Here is a 19,167-nt window from a genome sequence, read left to right on the forward strand (position 1 = left end):
GATCGTCGAAGACAGATATGAAGCCGGATCAACGCTGATCACCAGCCAATTGCCCATCGACGCCTGGCATGACGTGATCGGTGAACCTACCTTCGCAGATGCCATTCTCGACCGTCTCGTACACAACGCATATCGCGTCGAACTCGACGGCCAGAGCATGCGAAAAACCAAACTCAAAACAGGTGACGAAAGCGCCCAAAACGGTTAACTAAAAACTCAGGCCTCGCAGCCGCTAAACAAGGGCGGCCGGATACACCGGTTTAGGTGGCCGGATGTTGTCGGAATGACCGGCCGGATGCACCGGAATACGCAGTTCTTCGAGACTTTGCTGGTAGTCATGGCTTATTCCTTGAATTCAGTTGTTGTTGGATTGCTTTTGCGGTTCATCGCGTCTGCCAGAATGAAGGCGATGCGACGGGCCACCTCGATGTTAGTGACATCGGCTGTCTGGATTGCCTCGCCGTCCTTGCCAGTCAGTTCCTGACGGTCAGCTAGGCCAAGCTCACGCGAGATAAGGTTGGCGTTGAGAAGCCCAGCTGCCGCGCCCTCGAATTTCTGGCTGTAGATCACGTCATCCACGGTCTGGATCACCTCGGCCATGTCAGGGCGAGTATTGCGCCAGGTCCGCCATGTCTCCTCGCTGATACGCAGATGCAGGCAGAGCGCTTTCTGAGTGAACGCCCGCATCTTTGCTGCCGGAACGGTCTGACCACTGGAGAGTATTTTCGCTTCGTAGAGCGGGGTGTCATGCGCCCACTGAAAATACGCGCAGCACGCCTGCCAGAGGCTCTGCGCATCCTCGTATTCCCGGTTACGCCCGAAGGTGGACCGCCCCTGCCAAATCGTATTGCCGGGAAGGAACTTGCCCTCGTCGTCTCTGTCGTTGTGATGTTCAGCCATGCGTCCTCCACTTATTGATATGTTATAACATTACGTACCGCTTGTAACGGTATAATCTGCGGTCAGCTGTTATCTTCTCCACCGTCCAGTCTGCGCCCTCTGCCGTTGCGTGTCTGCGTACGGGCGCAACTCCACCCAAGCAGCGCCGTTGGTCCGTCACGTGGCGGTCTAGGCGCTTGTCTATCGCCGCCTGCGTCAACGCCTCTAGTTGCCCCTCCAGCACCTCCTCTATGGCCTGCGTGACTCTGTGGCGCGATCCTCTAGGCTTGCCGGGGTTGCCGGGTGCAAAGGTGCCATCGGGGTTGCGGGCTTCCGTATTTGAGCCGCTGCTACGGTCGTTGTTTCTGTTCACGATAAATGCCTTTCCTGAGAAGCTGTGAGGGGCCGAAAGTGGTCGATTTGCTCCACCACCTCGGAAGGACCACTTACCGCTCCACCACCCCCCTCCCCCCCTTTAGGGGGAGGGGTGGTGGAGCAGTGGTTAAGGGGGGTGTTTGCTCCACCTTGCTCCACTAGGTTTTTCGGGGTGGTGGAGCAGTTCATTCGGTGGCCCATTCGCCTACCTCCAAGCAAGGGCGCGGACGCCTGCTATCGTCGCTGACCTGCGTTTTCCTGAAAGCTCCAGAGTGCAGCCAAGCCTCGATCATTTTCTTGATCCGGCGCTTGTCCTTTCTGGCATCCAGCCCCAGTTCCTCGGCGACGATAACTCCAGCCCAGTCATTGCCAGCCTGATCCGAGTAGCGCGGTTGCTTGCCGTCGATGGCGTGCTGCACCGCCATCAGGTCTTTGCTGTCAAAGCCATCGAAGGTGTCTGGCCATTCCCAGACTTCGGCCACTCCAACGCTTTCCCCATTCGCCAACTCGACTGAGACCATGCGCCGCCATGTACGCTTGCCGATGGGGGCGAGGTTCGCCTTGTCGCGGGTCACGGTGAAGTAGGTCGTCAGGTCGTCGGGCGAGATACCCGCCTGCTCCCGCTCGTCAGCTGCCATGCGGTTCAGAACCCGTCCCGACCTTGCCGCCGCCAAAAGGGCAGAACCGCCCCTGCTGTCCTCTGTGGTGGCCTCTATGCCGTTGGTTTTGCGGGTGTGGTGAACAAGTTCGATTGCGCAGTTGCATCGATCCGCGAGCCGCGCCCACTCCTTGGCGATCAGATCAATCGCGACGTTGTCATTCTCGCCCGCCTGATGTGAAGAAACGAAAGGGTCAATGACCATGACATCAATCTTGCGGGCCGCAATCTCCCGCGCCAGCTCGTCAATCTCAGGCTTTACGATTACGACGCCCTCACGGGTCTGCACGGCTGTGCAAAGCTCCCGCTCACGGCCCGTGTCCACGAACAGCCGACCCTCGACCTCGTCGGGCTGAATGCCGTGATGCTGCATCGCTGCCGTAATGCGCAACGTCATCTCGTCGCGGGGGTCTTCGAGGTTGTAGAGCCAGACCTTCAAGTCTTTGGCGGTCCACTCCCCCAATAATTCCCGCTCAGAGATCATTGCCAGCCCCTCCACGATGGTCAGGGATGATTTGCCGACCCCACCGGGGGCGACGGTTACAGCAACCTGTTTGCGCAGCAGGTGCCGCCCGTAGATCCACGGGCGACGAGGCAGGCCGCTCGGGTCCTGCCAGATGAAAGGCGTGGGCAGCCGATCAGCACTGTTCGGGTGCTCTGTCCTGTGCTGATCAAGCTGCACTGCCATTGCTGTGAAATCACGCATCAAGCCGCCTGCCTCCCCTGCACGAAGTTGAGGAACGCCGACTGGCGCTCGTTGGGCATCGCCTTGAAGCTGGCGAGGCAGTAGGCCTCGTGCTCGTCTGGCGTTGCCATATCGGCCCAGAATGCCGCCTCGTCGATGTGATTGAGCAAGGCGGCTATGGGATGACCTGCCGCTGTCGTAGCCCCCAGCGCAGCCTCTGCGGCACGCTGCGCCTCATGTGGCGGCAGTGCTTTCAGCCCAACGTAGGCCAGTGCGGCCCGCTCAGTCGAACTGAGGCGGGCGCGCAGGATCGTTGTAAGGCCAAGCCATGCGTCGAGGTCATCCAGCAGCAGGCAGTAGCCGAGAGAACGGGACACACGCTTGATGCGGCGCGGCATGAAATTGGCCACGGCATTGCGGCGCTGACGCGGGGCGAGCAGGGTGCAGTCGTCCATTACGCGACCTCCCCGTAGTGCAGGCCAGCGACAAGCCGGGCTTGGGTTGCGGTCAGGCCATAGAGGCGTTGCAGGCGGGCAATCTGGATTTTAAGGGCCATCAGCATGCGCCCTCTTTCTGGATAGGCCCCAAATATTGGACCTTCCCTTGCAGGGTGTAGTACTTGCGCCCGTTGGACAGCGCCTTGGTTTCAGCGTGTAGGCTGTTTTCCTCTTTAAGGCGGAAGACGATGTCCCCGATCCGCACCGTCGAAGCGCAGAAGAGTTCGCCCGCGATCAGCGCATCGACAACTTGGCGCTTACGCTTGTCCAAGATCACCTCGGCGGTCTCCCCGCCGTGACGGGTGACCCGATAGCGGGCGCTGCCGCGTTCGCTAGGCAGGTCGCGCACTGAGAGAATCCAGCGCGGCTTCGGTTCGAGGTTGTGTTGATTGGTCATTTTCCGCGTTCCTTTCAGGATTGAAAGGCGTGCGGCTATGGGGTATCCTACATGGGTCTTGCCAGACTCACGAAAAGAAATTGCCCTCAGCCTGCATCGCCATGCCGGTGGGGGTTTTCCTTTATGCGGCGACAAGCTTCTCGCCTGCAACGTCAAGGAAAGTGTCGAGGTCGCACTTTTCAATGCGAGTTGCCGCGCCAAATTTCGTGAACACCAAGCGCCCCTTAGCCTCTTCAGCATAAAGGGTGCTGCGGCTCAGTGCGCTGTACTCAGTAGCTTCTTTCAGGGTGAAATAACGTTTTGTCATGCTTTGTATCCTCATGGACGCTAGGGAACGTGAGGACTAAAAAACATGAGAGTTCAGGGCGGTAAATTGGGCAAGAAAGCCGAAAACGGATATGGTATAAACGCCCGCTTTATGGCCGCTTTTCGTCTATGACTACTCGCTCTTTATCGACCTCTTGGCGTTTTTTATCAAGGTTGAGCCTGCGGTGATCTCGCATTCATCTAATAGATCACGACGAAGCTGTTCGATTGTAGGGTAATTCTGATTCGGCCACTTACGGCGCATAAAATCTTGAACGGCCTCGAGCTTGCGAGGTCTCCCAGTGCTGCTTGCTTTTGGGATGGCATTTCTAGGTTGCAACGCATCTAGAATTTTTTTGGCATCCCCGTCTTTGAGCATAACTGGATAACCTTCTAAGGGCTGAATGGCCTCTGTGAAGTCATCCGAAACATCGTCTGGCAAGGGCGTAGCCATATAGATTTTTCCCTTGATTCTACGTACCAAGTTCACAAGGTCAATTTCGGGAGGATTTTCGTAATTGACCCCGCCAAGAACATGGCTTTCATTCCAAGCTGAACGTCGAATGCGTTCAAAACTCACCACCCAAAGTTCAGTATCAATAAAGAGGTATGTAGCCCCAAATATCGATAGGATTCTGCCATCGACCTTAAGTGGGAGTCCTTCCTTAGAGCATACATAAATCGAAGGCTGCTCTGCGATGAGGTTCATCAAATTTTTTGGATAGAGACTATCTTCCCTTGGTGCGAGGCGATGCAATTCACTTAGGGGGGTAAATCCTTCGGGACTAAACACTTCCAGCCTCCAAAAAAACGACTGGCGATACTTTGCCAGTAACAATCTCAGCCCATCGGTCTAAGGCTTGCGCCCGTTGGCTCAACATATTGGCACGGTTATAAACCCTGGCCACCGAACTAGGGGCAGAGCCAACGGCAGAGTGATTCAGCACCCGATCCGCGACGTTCTCAGGCACACCCCGCTCGACCATGGCTGTAGCAAATGCTGTTCGGATGTCGTGCAGACGCCACGGCTCAAAATCATCACCAAGCAGTTTGTCCAATCGCGTTTTGACCTTGCTGATCCCCGACACTGGGGTCTTACCTGTGGTGGTAAAAACCAGACTCTGAGGTTGGCGGTCGGTCTTGCCCCTGAGTTCGCGCAGTTCCGACAAGGCAGGCGGGGAAAGGTGGGTCACATGCTCCCTGCCATTCTTAGTGCGGGCTCCGGGCTTTGTGATCGTCGCAGCATCAAAGTCGATTTCTGACCATTCTAGCCCGAAAATCTCTTGGCGGCGCTGCGCGGTTAGGATGAGAAGTCGCAACGCTGGCCCCCACAAGTCTCCTAGATCAAATGTCGCATTCCAGATGGCATGCACTTCGGAACGTGTTGGCGCGCGCTCTCTACTGGCTTCCTTGGTCGGCTTCGTCAGTCTCAAACCGATGTCTGTCTCTAGATGGTCACGGTCAGCAGCCCAGCCGGTAAATGCCATAAGGGCTGATCGTATACGATTGGCGAAAACTCCCCGGCCAGCACTCGCCTTTTCATCGATTGGTTTTTGAAGGTCTGCCCTAGTCAGGCTGCCCATCGGATCGCCAAGCCTTGGTTGCAACGCCTGCTCAATCTGGCGCTTGCGCTCCGAGCCGCGACGAAGTCCCGACAAGTGTAATCTATCGTAAAGCTCGAGTACTTGGCGAACTGACAAGGCCTTTGATTTCGCCGTCTCAGCATCAAGCCGCTCAGCTTCGGCAATTGCAACCCTGTCGATTCCCCGTGCCGCCTCCGCCTCAAGTTCCAGTGCCAAAGCGCGCGCCTGAGACAAGCTGACAGGTTCTGGCCAGCCGCCCAACGTGTGTTTGCGCTTGGAACCCCCTTTCACACGTTTTTCAAACATCCAAGTTGCTCGTCCAGAAGCGGTGAGGCGAAATCTTAATCCCGCACGCTTTGTGTCAGATACCTCTAAGCGCCCCGTCGGCGGAGCCTTCAATGACTTGAGGTATCTGTCTGTCAGTTCGCGTTGCATTTCGCCTCCTGGGGGACATCTGGGGGACAAATAGAACTAGATAGTGGTGTACAGTCACGGACACTGGTAGACGATTTATGACTGGGGGACAAGTGAAAATCCTCAGTAAACCTCATAAAATCATTACATTTTTGAATGGTAGTGGCTGTGTGTAGACGATGGTGGACGGTCGGCCAAAATGATAGGCCTTGTGACTTCTAATCAGTAGGTCGTTGGTTCGAACCCAACACGGCTCACCACTTTCACTTCTCTTGATGTGGATTTGTGGTGCTCGGCGGGGTGTAATGCCCCGCCGCCCCCACCTGCCGGATTTTAGGTTCTAGCGAGTGTCTACACATTCAATGCCCCGCCCTCTGCGCTGTACGATCCAGTTTTGCGCCAGCGGTGAAGGCAGGAGCAGGTGGAAGCGTTAAAGCTTCCCCAAAAGAAAAAGCCGCGCAGGTTCCCCGACGCGGCATCTACTTGAAAAAAAAGACGACACCGCAGGTCCGGCGCTCGTGCGTACTCGGTATTACATGAAAGCGAAAATCAGCAGGGCGATAGCGGGCAGGGCAAAGCCTGCGATCACACAGGACTGATAGGCTTTCGCCGCTTTCCTCGCGGCGATCTTGTCGTCTGAAGCTTGTGCAGCTCTCCCGATCTCGGAAGAGGTATCACGGCTGACTTTAAAGATTTTTGCGATGGGGATCATGGCGTTTTCTCTGACTTGCGGGGGCGTCATGGTTTGCCGGATTGGCTGGCGACACGTTTCTCTCATTCCTTATCTATTAGATACGCAATTCACTCAATTGATTGTAAAATTCACGTTACGCGTTGAAGATTGTACCCATGATGGATGATGAATTTACCATCAATTTAAGCAACGATCCGGCGTTTTAGGGGGGGGGAATTGCGGCGACTGTTTCCGATAGAATCATTGAGGCTAAAGCTTGCCGTGATTGCGGCGAAAAGTGGGCGGCTTGGGCGCGTGGATGGCCGTAAATTCAGCCAGCATTTTAGCACTGATTTGACGGATCAATCGGTGTCTTTGCGGTGATTCGTTTGTTTCGGCCTGTCGCGCTTGTGGTCGAATGGGTTGCGAGCTGGCAGTTCGGGTTAGACCCCTGAGTAATGCTTGGCTAAGATCGCTAACGGCGCGGTCATCACGATGAATAGCGGCCAGAAACCAGAAAGTCTGCAGACTGATCATGCCCGAGCTTACGTTCTTTAATATTGCCATTCTCTTGCTGAGCCCACTCGCCGGATGGGCCTTAGCTGTGATGATTGACAGGCTACCACGGGACGAAGGGCTGATCGCGCCATCGCGGTGTCGTGCCTGTGAGACTAGATTGCCGCTAAGCCAAATCATTCCGCTGGCGTCGTTCGTGTTGCAACGGGGGCGGTGCAAAGCCTGCGCGGCAGCGATCCCAGCTTGGCAGTTCTATGTCGAGATTATCGCGACAGGCGCTGCTGTGCTCGCTGTCGCGCAAGGCGGTGGCCCAGTGCTGGTGTTGCTTACCTACCTGATGCTTTGGTTGCTGCTGGGGCTGGCTGCGGCTGATTTGCTGTGGTTCCGGCTGCCTGATGTGCTGACGGGGGCGTTGGCGGGGGTGGCTTTTGGGCTTGCGCTGCTGCCCGGCGGTATTGGTCTCACAGCGTCGCTTATGGGGGCGGCGGTCGGCGCGGGTAGCTTTGCGGCGCTACGCTGGGCTTACTGGGCGCTGCGCGGAATCGAAGGGCTGGGGCTGGGCGACGTGAAGCTGATGGTGGGCCTCGGCGCGCTTGTCGGCCCCAGAGAGCTGCCTTTGCTGGTTCTTATTGCAGCAGTCGCGGCTTTGGTGGTGGCGCTGGCGGGGCGGTATCGCGATGCCACGTCGCTTGACGCATATCGCGAAATCCAGTTTGGTACGGCGCTGTGTTTTGCGGCCGCGATCCTTTGGGGGATCGGGCCGGTTATGTCGTTACCATTTTAGCAGTGTGCAGGTGCAACGGCCTTTAGAACTTGCGCAAGGTTATGCCCGCGCTTTCCAGCGATGATCGTACAGATCCCGCAATCTGCACCGCTTCCGGCGTATCACCGTGCAAGCAAATCGTATCAATCCGCGTTGGGATATGTTTGCCGCTTTCGGTGATGATCGCGCCTGCTTTGACCATCTCAACCATGCGCTTGCCTGCCAGATCCGCATCATGGATCACAGCACCGGGTTTGGAGCGGTCGACAAGCGTCGCGTCGTCGTTATAGGCGCGGTCGGCGAAAATCTCTGCCGCGAAAGGACAGCCAAGCGCCTCAACCGCGCGCTGCTGGGTGGTGGCGGCCAGCACCATGACGATAAGGTCGGGCGCGACGCTCAGCGCGGCTTCATAGAGGTCCTTCGCCATTTGCTCATCTTCGGAGGTCATATTGCCGATGGCGCCGTGCAGTTTCAGGTGCCGCACCTTGGCACCAACGCTGCGGGCCATGCCGATGCTGGCGGCGACCTGATAGCGGATTTGGTTTTGCAGGGTCGCGCGTGGCATTGAAATGCGGTTGCGGCCAAAGCCAGCCAGATCCATGAAGCCCGGGTGCGCGCCGATACCGACACCGTTCTGCAAGGCGATGCTCATGGTCGAGGCCATTACATCGGCGTCGCCTGCATGGCCGCCACAGGCGATATTGGCCGATGTGATGATTTTCAGCAGGGCAGCGTCATCGCCCATTTTCCACGGGCCAAAGCTTTCGCCCATGTCGGCATTAAGATCGACGGATGGCATGTCAAATGTCCTCTTCAAAGGGGTCGGCGTCGGCGGAAACAACTCCACCAACCAATTGGTAGCTCAGCAAGTCGCGCAAGGTTGCAGGGTCGCGCACCAAGGGCACGACAGCGCTGCGCAGGGATTTCAATGCGGCCACATGGCGGGCTTGCAGGGCGGCGGCTTGCTCCAGATCGACAAACTCGAACTTGAACGCTGCCCCCGGTGCGGCCTGCGCGACGCGCGGCAGATCGCAGGGCAAGACAGTGCCGATACGCGGGTAGCCACCTGTGGTCTGGCTTTCGCACATCAGCACATAGGGCGCGCCGTCGCCGGTAACCTGAATATCACCCGGCACGATGACTTCGGACACGATGCTGAGCTGGCTATCGGTAGAGAAGCCCGCGCCGTCATGATCCATCCGCACGCCTTGGCGGTTGGCGCGGGCGTCACGCTTGAAGGTGGTGGCAGCGAACCGATCGCGGGTCTCGGTGGCGAAATCTTCGGTCTGCATGGAGGCGACGACCCGCACGGTACCGCCGGAAAAGCGGGTGTCATTTGGCAGGGTCATTGCAGTGGTGGATTGGGTGTCTTTCCCCAAAGGCAGTGTATCGCCGGATTTGAGCGCCGCGCCGATGCCCGCACTTTGCTGCGTGGCGCGCGAGCCCATCACCAGAAGAACATCGACGCCGCCGCCGACATGCAGGTAGCCGTAAGTGCCGCCCGTGGCACCGCCAATGGTCAGCACCGCGCCTGCTTTCAGCAGATGACTGGCGTTCCAGGTCAGCGGCGCGCCGTCGATATTAACGGTCATCGCCGCACCTGTGAGAGCGATGCGGATATCAGCGCTACTGACAAAGCTGCCGCCGCTTCCGGCCATTTCGATTGCCGCCAAGCCTGCGTCCTGCTGTAGCAGCGCCGCACCCTCGTGCAATGCCACCTGATCCGCTGCGCCGCCAACGGTCAGCCCTTGCGCGCGAAAGCCGGGACGGCCCATGTCTTGCACGGTCATCGCGGGGCCAGCGGCTTTGATGGTGAGGGTCGCGCTCATGACAACATCTCCAGCTCTGCGCCGCCGTTGCCAGACGTGTCGTCGGCCCTGATTTTTTCCAGCGCAGCGGGGGTGATCGCGGGAAAAGTCAGCTCATCGCCCGGCGACAGGGCAAAAGGCGTGTCCGATGTCTGGCGAAAGGTGCGGAATGCGGTCTGACCGACGTGCCGCCAGCCGGTCGGCGTATCATTGGTAAAAATCACCAACTGCCGGACCGCCACTACCAGCGCACCGGCGGGGATCGATTTGCTCAGCGCCTGTTGGCGGGGGATGTTCCAGTGTTCTGGTAGCTCACCCAGATAGGGCTGACCGGGGGCAAAGCCGATGGTCAGCACGCGCACACGGGCCGAAGAAAGCTCCTTTATTGCGGTATCAGGGTCGATCCCGGCGGCGGTCGCGGCCTCTTCAAGCTGCGGTGCAAGGTCTGTGCCGTAGACGGTGGGGATGTGCCAAAGCTTGCGGCCTTCGGGCAGCGGCGCTTCCAGCCAGTTGCGCGAGGCGATGAGGTCTTGCAGGCGCTCGGTCATTTCTTCGGCGGGCGTGGCCGACAGATCGACTTGCAAAAAGGTCGAGACCAGCGAGGTGCTGGTTTCGCTCACCTCGGGCCAGTCAGCGACCTCCACTGCGGCGCGAAAGGCGAGGGCGGCACGGTTGGCGGGTTCGGTCATGTGATCCGCAAAGGTGACCAGCAGGCCCGAAAGGCCAACGGTGCGGATGCGGGGAATATCAGTCATCTTTCAAAGCCCAATGGTAAAGCCGCGGCAGAAGCAGCGGGGTCAAATACATCGGCAACTGCCAGCAGCCGATAAAGATCATCAGAGGCGCCAGAACCTCTGGCGGCAGCGCCACCAGAAACAGCGCAATATTGCGGTTGCCCGCACCAATCGCCAAGGGTCCGGCCACGCCGCGCAAGGCACTGCGCCGCAGAACCAGAAGGGTAATCAATTGCAGCACATAGCTCAGCGTGAAGGCCAGCAGCCCCCAACGCACCACCGCGACCGGGTCGCTGCGCAGTGCAGGATTGAGCGCGGCCATCAGCCCGACCACGATGATCGAGAATGCCAGCACCGAGGCTCCATCGAGCGCCTTGACCTGCGCCTCGGTCGGACGCGGCCAGAACAGGTGTCGCAGCAGAAAACCAAGGCCCGTCGACACCACGATAACGCCCAGCAGTCTTAGCGCCGCAGCGACCACAACTGAGGCGGGTCCAAGCTGTGGCGACAAGGCGAGCATCGGCAGCACTGTGAGCGGAAACAACGCGGTGCCCAACACCATGATCTGCATCATCCGCCCGCCATCCAGCCGCAGCAGCAGCGCGAGGTTGACGCTGCCCGTCAGGGCAGGTGCTGAGGCGGCCAGCACAGCCGCGAGCGCGGCGGGCGTCTCTCCCATCCCCACTGCGCGCAGTGCCAGCAGGATCGCCAAGGGGATCAACATCTGCAAGGTCACGACCGCCGCCAGCCCCCAGCGCAGATCGGACACAGCCCCCAATGCGGCGCGGTGCCCGATGCGCAGCGCGGTCAACATCAACAGCAAGGCGACCATCTGCGGCAACCACGGCACCATGGCGCGGGACAGTGCGGGCAACAGAAGCCCCGCCGCCAATCCGGCGATCAGGCACAACCGCGCATGGGCCGAGGCGAAGTGGAGTATCCGGTGCATCGCTGGTCATGCCTAAACCGGACCCTGGCGCAGGTTGTCCGGCAGCCAAGTTGCGATCTCGGGGAACCAGATCAACACAAAGACCATCAGCACCATGATGGCAAACATCGGCAGTGCGGCACGGGTGATATAGCCCATCTCGTGATCCGTCATGCCTTGCAGTACAAAGAGGTTGAAGCCGATCGGCGGGGTAATCTGCGCCATCTCGACAACGATCACCACGAAGATGCCAAACCAGATCAGGTCAATGCCAGCGGCACGGACCATCGGTTCCACCACTGCCATGGTCAGCACGACCGAGGAGATGCCATCAAGGAACATGCCCAGCACGATATAGAACACCAGCAGCGCCATCAGCAGTTGGAAGCGTGAAAGCTCCAACGCCGAGATGCCATCGGCCAGCGCACGCGGCAGGCCGGTGAAGCCCATCGACAGTTTCAGGAAGGCCGCGCCCGCAAGGATCAGCGCGATCATCGCGGAGGTGCGCATCGCACCCATCAGGCTTTCACGAAAGCTGAACCAGTTGAGCGAGCCTTGGAACAGCGCCAGTACCAGCGCACCGACAACCCCAATCGCCGCCGCCTCGGTCGCCGTGGCATAGCCGAGGTACATCGAGCCGATCACCACAGTGATCAATGCAAAGACCGGGAGCAGGAACCGCGAGTTCTGCAATTTTTCCACGAAGGTCATGGGGTCTTCGACGGTTGGGTTCCAGTCCTTTGATGTCAGGCTGACGAAGGCAACATAGCCCATGAACATCAGCGCGAGGATCAGCCCCGGCATCACGCCCGCAAAGAACAGTTTGGTGATGCTCTCATTGACCGTGACGCCATAGACAATCAGCGCCAGCGAGGGCGGGATCATCAGGCCGAGCGTTGCCGCACCTGCCAGCGTGCCGATGATCATCTTCTCGGGGTAATTGCGACTGCGGAGTTCGGGGATCGACATTTTGCCAACCGTGGTGAGCGTCGCGGCGGAGGAGCCGGAGACGGCGGCAAAGACCGTGCAGCCGACGATATTGGTATGCACCAACCCGCCCGGCAATTTGGCAAGCCACGGCGACAGCCCGCGAAACATATCCTCGCTCAAACGGGTGCGAAACAGGATCTCGCCCATCCAGATAAACAGCGGCAGTGCCGTGAGCGTCCAGCTTGAGGAGGACGCCCAGATCGTGGTGATCATCGCATCGCCGACAGGGCGGGTGGTGAAAAGCTCCAGCCCCACCCACGCGACGCCCATCAGCGCCAGCCCGACCCAGACACCGGTGCCGAGCAGGAAGAACAGAACAAACAGAAAAAGGACAATGGCATAGAGTTCGGTCATGGCGCTTACTCTCCGAAGCTCTGGTCAACCAGATCGCGGGTGATGCGGTGATTGCCTTTGAAAATGACGCTGACCAGATTGTCGATCAACGCGATGCTGAGGATCGCGCCGCCAACGACCATCACGGATTGCGGCATCCATAACAGGGTGGCGTCTTGGTCCTGACTGACTTCCTTGAACTTCCATGACCAGAATACGAACCAATAGGCGTAATAGGTAAAGTAGCAGGCGATGGCTGCCGCAAGGCCGAAGCACCAGATTTCAAGCAGGCGTTTGGGGCCAGCCGACAGGGCATTCAGCAGGATTGAGACACGGATATGGGCGCCACGATTTAGCGCATTGGCAAAGGCCAGGAAGCTCGCCCCTGCCATAGCGTAACCGGCATAGCTTGCCGCACCGGGAAAGACCGTTCCGGTCCAACGGGCGACCATTTGCACAACGATAATAATCAGGATTGCCACAAGGCAGACAGCGGCGAGCACGCCTGCGCCAAGGTATATGGCGTCGAGCAGTTTGCGTATCATCCGCATGGAAGTCCCCTTGTTGGCCGTGCTGGTGTCGCAGCCCGCATAAACGGGCTGCGACGTTTTCTAGATCAGTTCATTGCCTTGAAATCGTCGACGATGGCCTTGCCTTCATCGCCCGCAGCTTCGAGCCATTCCGCGGTCATGGTCTCGCCGATTTCGCGCAGGCCGGACATCAACTCTTCGCCCGCATCTTCGACCTTCATGCCACCTTCGCGCAATCCGTCATAGGTGAACTCTGTGTAGTCCATCGATGCCTTCAAGCCGCGCTCTTCAGCTTCGGTCGCGCAGGTGTTGATGATCTCTTTGTTGGCGTCAGAGACTTCGGACCAGACCTCGGCATTGACCATCACAAAGTTGCGCGGCAGCCATGCATCGACCTTGTAGAAGTGCGTCAGGCTTTCCCAAACCTTCTGGTCATAGCCAGTCGCACCAGAAGAAATCATCGATTCCGCCACGCCTGTCGCAAAGGCTTGGCTGACTTCGGCGGCCTCGATGGTGACGGGTGCCATGCCGGTCAATTCCGCAAAACGCGCGGTGGTGTTGTTGTAGGACCGGAATTTGACGCCCTTCATGTCCTCGACCGAGTTCACTTCTTTCTTGAAGTAGAGACCCTGTGGCGGCCATGGCACGTTATAAAGCAGGTGCAAATCCTGCTCTTCCAGTGTGGCTTCGATCTTGGGCTTGGCGGCTTCCCAAAGCTTGCCGCTGGCCTCAAAAGAAGGCGCAAGGAACGGCACGCTTTCAAAGCCGAAGATCGCGTTTTCGTTCTGGTGGCCGGAAAGCAGGCGCTCGCCGATTGGGACCTGACCTGTCTGGATGGCGCGCTTGATGTCGGCACCGGCAAACAGCGACCCACCAGGGTGGACAGTGATTTCGATCTCGCCGCCGGTGCCCGAAGTCACGCATTCGGCAAATGTCACGCCGTTCTCGGAGTGGAAGTTGGTCGCGGAATAGGCCATCGGCATGTCCCACTTTTCGGCCGCAAAGGCGGGCAGCGCGGTGGTCAGCGCAAGGGCAGCTGTTGCCACGCCTGTCATCATTTTTGCAGTGTTTTTCATTATTTTCTCCCGTTGAATTTATGTCGTGGGTGCAGCGCCAAAACGCTGCGGTTGATACGGCGTCAGATCAGTGTTGCTGTGTTGACCCGTGATCAATCCGGCCACCAGTCGGCCCGTTTTTGGCCCGCCGGTCAACCCGATGTGGTGATGCCCGAAGGCACAAAAGACGCGGCTTTGGCCGATTTCCCCGATCAGCGGCAGACTGTCGCTGGGGGCAGGGCGGTGGCCAAGCCATTCAATTTCGTTTGCGGCCTTCAGATTTGGGAAGGCCTTCTTGGCATGTCGCCGCAGCAGCGCGAGCGGCGCTTTCGAAGGACCGGCATCCAGCCCGCCAAACTCGACAATACCCGCGCAGCGTAGACCTTGCGCCATCGGCGTGGCAACAAACTTGCCACTTGCCACCATCGTAGGCCGCGACGGGCCGCCAGTCGCATCCTCAAAGACCACGTGATAGCCGCGCTCGGATTCCAGTGGCACGTTAATCCCCAGCTTGCGCATCAGGGGCTTTGACCAGACGCCGGTGGCCAGTACCGCGCTGTCGCATTCGATCCGCCCTGCCGTGGTCTCGACCGCTGAGATGCTGCCGCCGGACAGTTCGAAATCCTTGACCTCGGCCTGAAGATAGGTGCCGCCACCTTGGATAAATGCCTCCGCGAGGGCCGCGACATAGCCGCCCGGATCGCGGATAAAGCCGTGATCCTGCAAGACCGCAAGGCAGGTCACGTCGGGGCCAAGAGCAGGCTCATATTCGCGGACCGCAGCGCCTTCGATCACCCGCGGTGTAAATCCCGCTTCGGCACGCAATTCCCAGACATAGCTTTCTGCCTCAAAGACCGAGCGGTCGCGGTAGGCAAAGCAATATTCGCTCTCGGTGACCCAATCGCCCAGCCCCAGCTCGGTGCAGAGCGCTTTGTGCTGATCAACGCTATCGCCAACAATCTGGGTCAAACCTTGGGCGATGCGCCGTGTCGCGGGGTCATTGGCATGGCTCAGATAGGTCCGCAGCCACGGCAGCAGGCGCGGCAGATAGGGCCAGCGCAGAAACAACGGGAATTCGGGGTTTAGCAACATGCCGGGGGCTTTGCGCACCATGCCCGGCCCCGTAACAGGCACCATCGCGCAAGCCGCCAGCACACCTGCATTGCCATGCGATGTGCCCTTACCCGGCGCCGCGCGGTCAATCAGCGTGACCTCAACACCATCGCGGCGCAGCCATAACGCTGTCGAGACGCCAACAATGCCCGCCCCGATGACAACTACATGCCGCGTCATAAAATCTTCTCCGGCCGCGCAAAATTAAACATGGATGATTCCCTTCCGAGTATAGTTACATAAGAATTCAATACGTCAACGATTTGTTTATAAATTGTCATCGTTAGAAGTCCGTTGCCTTGACCGTCAAATGGCTGCACGAATTCGGTGCGAAGGAGAATAGAGAATGCGCAGCACTGTGACGGCAAAGCTTGGAATACTGATGCTGGATACCCGGTTTCCACGCATCGCAGGGGATAGCGGCTGCCCGGATACATGGAATTTTCCGGTGCGCTACCGTGTGGTAGAAGGGGCGACCCCAACCGCCATTGTCTGCGAAGATCCTGAGCCATTTGTGCAGGCTTTCATGGCCGCAGGCCGCGAACTGGTTGCAAGCGGCTGCACCGGCATAGCCACCACCTGCGGTTTTCTCTCTTTAATCCGCCCGCGTCTGGCACAAGCCTTGGGGGTACCGGTTGCCGCCTCGGCGCTGGAACAGGTGGCGCTGATACAAGCGGGCCTGCCAGCCGGCCAAGTGGTCGGTATCCTGACGATCAGCGCGCAATCACTGACCCGCGATCATCTGCAGGCCGCAGGCGTGTCGCTTGATACTCCCGTGCAGGGCACCGACGGCAGCAGCTTTTCGCGCACGATTTTGCGTGACCTGCCAACACTGGATGTGGATGCCGCCCGCGCCGATCTGGTGCGGGCCGCCGCGCAGTTAGTGAGCGATCATCCAAATGTCGGGGCCATCGTTTTGGAGTGTACCAACATGCCACCCTATGCGGAAGCTATCGCGCAGGCGACGGGACGGCCTGTGCATTCGATTGTCAGCTATTTGAACTGGTTTCACGCTGCACTTGCCCCGCCACGGTTTAGTCAAAGCTAAGGACCTGTGGCAATTTTAGGAGCTTAAAGCAGCTCCTGTGCAGGCCCACGCATCCAGCCATCGGTAAAGGCAATCTGGCTGACACCGGCAATCTTAACAATTCTGTTCAATTCGGCCTCAAACGCCCGCTGCCGCCCCTGCCCCCACTGCACACCCTTTTCCGGCCAAAGAGCGCGGACCCGCAAGGTATCCTCATTACGGAACGCCTTCATATCCACCCGCCCGACGATCCGGTCCCCCTGCAATATCGGGAAAACGTAATATCCGAACTTGCGCTGGGCCTCGGGGACGAAAACCTCGATCCGGTAGTCAAATCCGAAGAGCCGCGCGGCACGCTTGCGATCGCGCAACGCCGGATCAAACGGGCTGAGCACGCGCAGACGATTTGTTGGTGCGACCTCAAGCGCAGGGTCCACTGCCAGTTCGGGCCGTGCGAAGGCGATTTTGACGCTGCCATCATCGCTGGTGATCGCGACCTGCTCGAGCCTGCCTTGCGCGATCTCAGCATCGCACCAGATCTTTGCCTCGGCGGGGGCTATATGCCCCCAAAAGGCCGCCAACTCCCCCGAGGTGGCAAACCCCAGTCGAGACAGTGCCTGATCACAACACCATGCCACGGTCGCCGTGACATCGACCTCAGTCTCATCGCATAAATGCTGCTCGATCACCCGCTCTGTCAAATCATAGCGTTTCTGAAATCCCTCCCGCCCCACGACACAGAGCGCGCCGGTGCGCCAAAGATACTCCAGCGCGGTCTTTGACGGATGCCAATCCCACCAGCCGCCCTTACTGCGCGCCTCGTCCTTGCCGACGTCGCCGGAGCAGACCGGACCATGCTCCCTTATCTGCGCCAGAACGGTTTTGAACTGATCCTCGAACCGATGCCCCTGCCAGTCGCGCCAGCGTCCCTTCAGCCGTTCGGCGTCCCGCTGGCGGCGCAATTGCCACCACGGATAGAACGACATCGGGATCACGGCGGCGTCATGGGTCCAGTGCTCGAACAGAGCTTTATCCTGCTCGTACAAACGTTTGAGCGCCTTGGGGCGATAGCGGGGCCGGCGCGCAAACAGGATCAGGTCGTGGGCGCGCGCCACTGTGTTGATGCTGTCGAGCTGCACAAAGCCGAGCGCGTCGATCAACGACAAAAGCGCGGCCCCGCTTGCTGCCCCCTGTGGCACCTCGCTCAGGCGGTGGCGGTCCAGAAAGACCCGCCGCGCTTGGCTGTTGGTGAGGGTCAGCAACCGGCTACTTGCGCCGGTGGCGGCGCAATGTGTCACCCAATGAAAGGGTCGGGGTCAGTGTCACACGGTTTGGCAAATCGGGGTCGGGCTCATCTGCGGCGTGGTTCAAAATGATATTCGCAGCAGCTTGCCCGATTTCCGCACGGCAGGCGTCCATCGTCGCCAATTGCATCGGCAAACCCTGCAACAATTCGACCCCGTTAAAGCCCGCCAGCCCGATCTGACCCGGAATATCGACACCCTGTTCAATCAAGTATAGCAATCCGCCTGCGCCGATCATGTCATTCGAATAATATAGAAAATCCAGATCAGGCGAGCGCTCCAGCATCTCCTGAGTCATCTCGCGGCCCTTGGCGAGAGCGGAACCCCCGGAATAAAACGCGCGGTCCTCAATCTCGACGCCCGCTTTCGCCAGTGCCTCGGTGAAGCCTTCAAACCGTTTGCGGGCACGGTGGTCCAAAGGCATCTTGGTGCCCATAAAACCGATATGCTCATAGCCTTCTTTGAGGATTGCCTGCGCCATTTCGCGCCCTGCGCGGCGATGCGAAATACCGACCATTGCATCAATCGGTTTGCCGTCCGTATCCATTATCTCGACCACCGGAATGCCGGAATTTGCCAGCATCGCGCGGGTGGCGTCGGAATGTTCAAGCCCCGCGATAATCACCCCCGAGGGCCGCCATGACAGCATCTCATAGAGCACACGCTCTTCTTTTTCGGGCAGATAATCGGTAACGCCGACAACGGGCTGCAGAGGTGTGTTGTCGAAGGCTTGGTTAATTCCGGTCAGAACTTCGGGAAATACCATGTTAGACAGGGACGGAATGATCACCGCCACCAAGTTAACCCGTTTAGAGGCCAGCGACCCGGCAATCTGATTGGGCACGTAGCCAAGCTCTTTGGCCGTCTCTAACACGCGGGTGCGGGTCGATTCAGAGACATCGCCACGGTTTCGCAAGACACGGCTGACCGTCATTTCAGAAACCCCGCAGGCGTCAGAGACATCACGCAGGGTGAGGGGGCGCTTGGGAGGTGTGGTCAATTCGGCATTCCTGATTGGGTTGTCACCAGTTTGCGCGAAGCCCGCCCGACGATCAAGCGGTAGCTTGGGAAATGCCAATCGGGCGATGACAAAGTCGCAAGTCTGGTCTAAATGTCGCCTCGGCGGTCCCGTGGCTCAACTGGATAGAGCAGCCCCCTCCTAAGGGGCAGGTTATTGGTTCGAATCCAATCGGGGTCACCATATTTTAAAGAGGATTTTTTGCGTAATCTTGGGTAAATTTCGCATTGCGGAACGAAACCCGGAACGAAACCTCGCGCGGTGCAGTGCTTCTTCGAATATTGATGCGACACTCGCCCCCATCGCTGGTTGCGGGAGGAAAGTTTCAACTAAGGGGAAGTTCGGGCAACGCCATATGGTAGAATACAAAGAAAGACTAACAAGCCATCTGTCCAGACGCACAGTCTCAAAACTCCCGCAATGTTGCACGGAAGAAGGGTAGAAGGAAGCCGCTCGAAGAAAGCAGTAGTCAGAGGTTCTATAGCGGGGTAATCCTCCCCAAAACTAAGGGGATGCTGACGTAGAATTTTCTCAGCAAGATACCTGAGGAGATTCTGATGAAGATGACGAGATTTAGCGAA

General features: G+C 58.6%; 21 protein-coding genes and 1 tRNA gene. 4 read left to right on the forward strand and 18 right to left on the reverse strand.

The window, feature by feature from the left end; all coding sequences use genetic code 11:
• A partial coding sequence (locus BM174_RS19025; RefSeq protein ID WP_177209541.1) for an ATP-binding protein occupies positions 1 to 208 on the forward strand: 208 nt, incomplete at its 5' end.
• A gap of 134 nt (positions 209 to 342) precedes the next feature.
• On the opposite strand, the gene BM174_RS19030 is transcribed toward BM174_RS19025, so the two are convergent.
• From BM174_RS19030 to BM174_RS19070, 8 genes are all read right to left on the reverse strand, one after another.
• Positions 343 to 900, reverse strand: coding sequence for a terminase small subunit (locus BM174_RS19030; RefSeq protein ID WP_093925421.1), 558 nt, complete (start codon positions 898 to 900; stop codon positions 343 to 345).
• Positions 901 to 1,439: 539 nt separating this feature from the next.
• Positions 1,440 to 2,618, reverse strand: coding sequence for an AAA family ATPase (locus BM174_RS19040; RefSeq protein WP_093925423.1), 1,179 nt, complete (start codon positions 2,616 to 2,618; stop codon positions 1,440 to 1,442).
• Positions 2,618 to 3,052 carry a hypothetical protein gene (locus tag BM174_RS19045; RefSeq protein ID WP_093925424.1) on the reverse strand — a complete coding sequence of 145 codons (435 nt, stop codon included), beginning with the start codon at positions 3,050 to 3,052 and terminating at the stop codon, positions 2,618 to 2,620. The genes BM174_RS19040 and BM174_RS19045 overlap by 1 nt, the downstream gene beginning before the upstream one ends.
• A 100-nt stretch (positions 3,053 to 3,152) precedes the next feature.
• A complete protein-coding gene (locus BM174_RS19050) occupies positions 3,153 to 3,491 on the reverse strand; it encodes a hypothetical protein (protein WP_093925425.1) in 339 nt (112 codons plus the stop codon).
• Between the two features lie 121 nt (positions 3,492 to 3,612).
• Positions 3,613 to 3,798 (reverse strand): helix-turn-helix transcriptional regulator, encoded by a 186-nt coding sequence (locus BM174_RS19055; protein WP_093925426.1) that lies wholly within the window; start codon positions 3,796 to 3,798, stop codon positions 3,613 to 3,615.
• A gap of 132 nt (positions 3,799 to 3,930) precedes the next feature.
• The gene (locus tag BM174_RS19060) at positions 3,931 to 4,590 is read right to left on the reverse strand and encodes a hypothetical protein (RefSeq protein WP_143092498.1); all 660 of its coding nucleotides are present in this window, start codon (positions 4,588 to 4,590) and stop codon (positions 3,931 to 3,933) included.
• Positions 4,583 to 5,815 (reverse strand): tyrosine-type recombinase/integrase, encoded by a 1,233-nt coding sequence (locus BM174_RS19065; protein WP_093925428.1) that lies wholly within the window; start codon positions 5,813 to 5,815, stop codon positions 4,583 to 4,585. The genes BM174_RS19060 and BM174_RS19065 overlap by 8 nt, the downstream gene beginning before the upstream one ends.
• A gap of 511 nt (positions 5,816 to 6,326) precedes the next feature.
• Positions 6,327 to 6,506 (reverse strand): hypothetical protein, encoded by a 180-nt coding sequence (locus BM174_RS19070; protein WP_143092499.1) that lies wholly within the window; start codon positions 6,504 to 6,506, stop codon positions 6,327 to 6,329.
• A 496-nt stretch (positions 6,507 to 7,002) separates the two neighbouring features.
• Between BM174_RS19070 and BM174_RS19075 the strand changes: the two genes are divergently transcribed.
• Entirely contained in the window at positions 7,003 to 7,767 is a 765-nt protein-coding gene (locus tag BM174_RS19075) for a prepilin peptidase (RefSeq protein WP_093925430.1), read from the forward strand.
• Between the two features lie 22 nt (positions 7,768 to 7,789).
• Here the strand turns inward: BM174_RS19075 and BM174_RS19080 are convergent, their stop codons facing one another.
• The 8 genes from BM174_RS19080 to BM174_RS19115 form a co-directional block, all read right to left on the reverse strand.
• Complete coding sequence (locus tag BM174_RS19080; protein WP_093925431.1) at positions 7,790 to 8,545, reverse strand: LamB/YcsF family protein; 756 nt, start codon at positions 8,543 to 8,545, stop codon at positions 7,790 to 7,792.
• A 1-nt stretch (position 8,546) separates the two neighbouring features.
• Positions 8,547 to 9,575 carry a 5-oxoprolinase subunit C family protein gene (locus BM174_RS19085; protein ID WP_093925432.1) on the reverse strand — a complete coding sequence of 343 codons (1,029 nt, stop codon included), beginning with the start codon at positions 9,573 to 9,575 and terminating at the stop codon, positions 8,547 to 8,549.
• Entirely contained in the window at positions 9,572 to 10,309 is a 738-nt protein-coding gene (locus BM174_RS19090) for a 5-oxoprolinase subunit B family protein (protein WP_093925433.1), read from the reverse strand. Before BM174_RS19090 ends, BM174_RS19085 begins: the two co-directional genes overlap by 4 nt.
• Complete coding sequence (locus tag BM174_RS19095; RefSeq protein WP_093925434.1) at positions 10,302 to 11,237, reverse strand: hypothetical protein; 936 nt, start codon at positions 11,235 to 11,237, stop codon at positions 10,302 to 10,304. Before BM174_RS19095 ends, BM174_RS19090 begins: the two co-directional genes overlap by 8 nt.
• Positions 11,238 to 11,249: 12 nt before the next feature.
• The gene (locus BM174_RS19100; protein ID WP_093925435.1) at positions 11,250 to 12,560 is read right to left on the reverse strand and encodes a TRAP transporter large permease; all 1,311 of its coding nucleotides are present in this window, start codon (positions 12,558 to 12,560) and stop codon (positions 11,250 to 11,252) included.
• Between the two features lie 5 nt (positions 12,561 to 12,565).
• Entirely contained in the window at positions 12,566 to 13,090 is a 525-nt protein-coding gene (locus tag BM174_RS19105) for a TRAP transporter small permease (RefSeq protein ID WP_093925436.1), read from the reverse strand.
• A gap of 65 nt (positions 13,091 to 13,155) precedes the next feature.
• Positions 13,156 to 14,145: a TRAP transporter substrate-binding protein gene (locus BM174_RS19110; RefSeq protein WP_093925437.1), complete on the reverse strand. Its 990-nt coding sequence runs from the start codon at positions 14,143 to 14,145 to the stop codon at positions 13,156 to 13,158.
• Positions 14,146 to 14,163: 18 nt separating this feature from the next.
• Positions 14,164 to 15,417 carry an NAD(P)/FAD-dependent oxidoreductase gene (locus BM174_RS19115; RefSeq protein ID WP_093925438.1) on the reverse strand — a complete coding sequence of 418 codons (1,254 nt, stop codon included), beginning with the start codon at positions 15,415 to 15,417 and terminating at the stop codon, positions 14,164 to 14,166.
• 166 nt (positions 15,418 to 15,583) lie between these two features.
• Between BM174_RS19115 and BM174_RS19120 the strand changes: the two genes are divergently transcribed.
• Positions 15,584 to 16,285 (forward strand): aspartate/glutamate racemase family protein, encoded by a 702-nt coding sequence (locus BM174_RS19120; protein ID WP_093925439.1) that lies wholly within the window; start codon positions 15,584 to 15,586, stop codon positions 16,283 to 16,285.
• Positions 16,286 to 16,308: 23 nt separating this feature from the next.
• Here BM174_RS19120 and BM174_RS19125 read toward each other — a convergent pair whose 3' ends face one another.
• Both BM174_RS19125 and BM174_RS19130 read right to left on the reverse strand, forming a co-directional pair.
• Positions 16,309 to 17,526 carry a winged helix-turn-helix domain-containing protein gene (locus tag BM174_RS19125; RefSeq protein WP_093925440.1) on the reverse strand — a complete coding sequence of 406 codons (1,218 nt, stop codon included), beginning with the start codon at positions 17,524 to 17,526 and terminating at the stop codon, positions 16,309 to 16,311.
• Between the two features lie 4 nt (positions 17,527 to 17,530).
• Complete coding sequence (locus BM174_RS19130; RefSeq protein WP_093925441.1) at positions 17,531 to 18,568, reverse strand: LacI family DNA-binding transcriptional regulator; 1,038 nt, start codon at positions 18,566 to 18,568, stop codon at positions 17,531 to 17,533.
• A 124-nt stretch (positions 18,569 to 18,692) separates the two neighbouring features.
• Between BM174_RS19130 and BM174_RS19135 the strand changes: the two genes are divergently transcribed.
• Positions 18,693 to 18,769: transfer RNA gene (locus BM174_RS19135), tRNA-Arg, on the forward strand.
• Positions 18,770 to 19,167 lie beyond the last annotated feature (398 nt).

This window comes from Sulfitobacter brevis (genome assembly GCF_900112755.1).
Taxonomy (GTDB): domain Bacteria; phylum Pseudomonadota; class Alphaproteobacteria; order Rhodobacterales; family Rhodobacteraceae; genus Sulfitobacter; species Sulfitobacter brevis.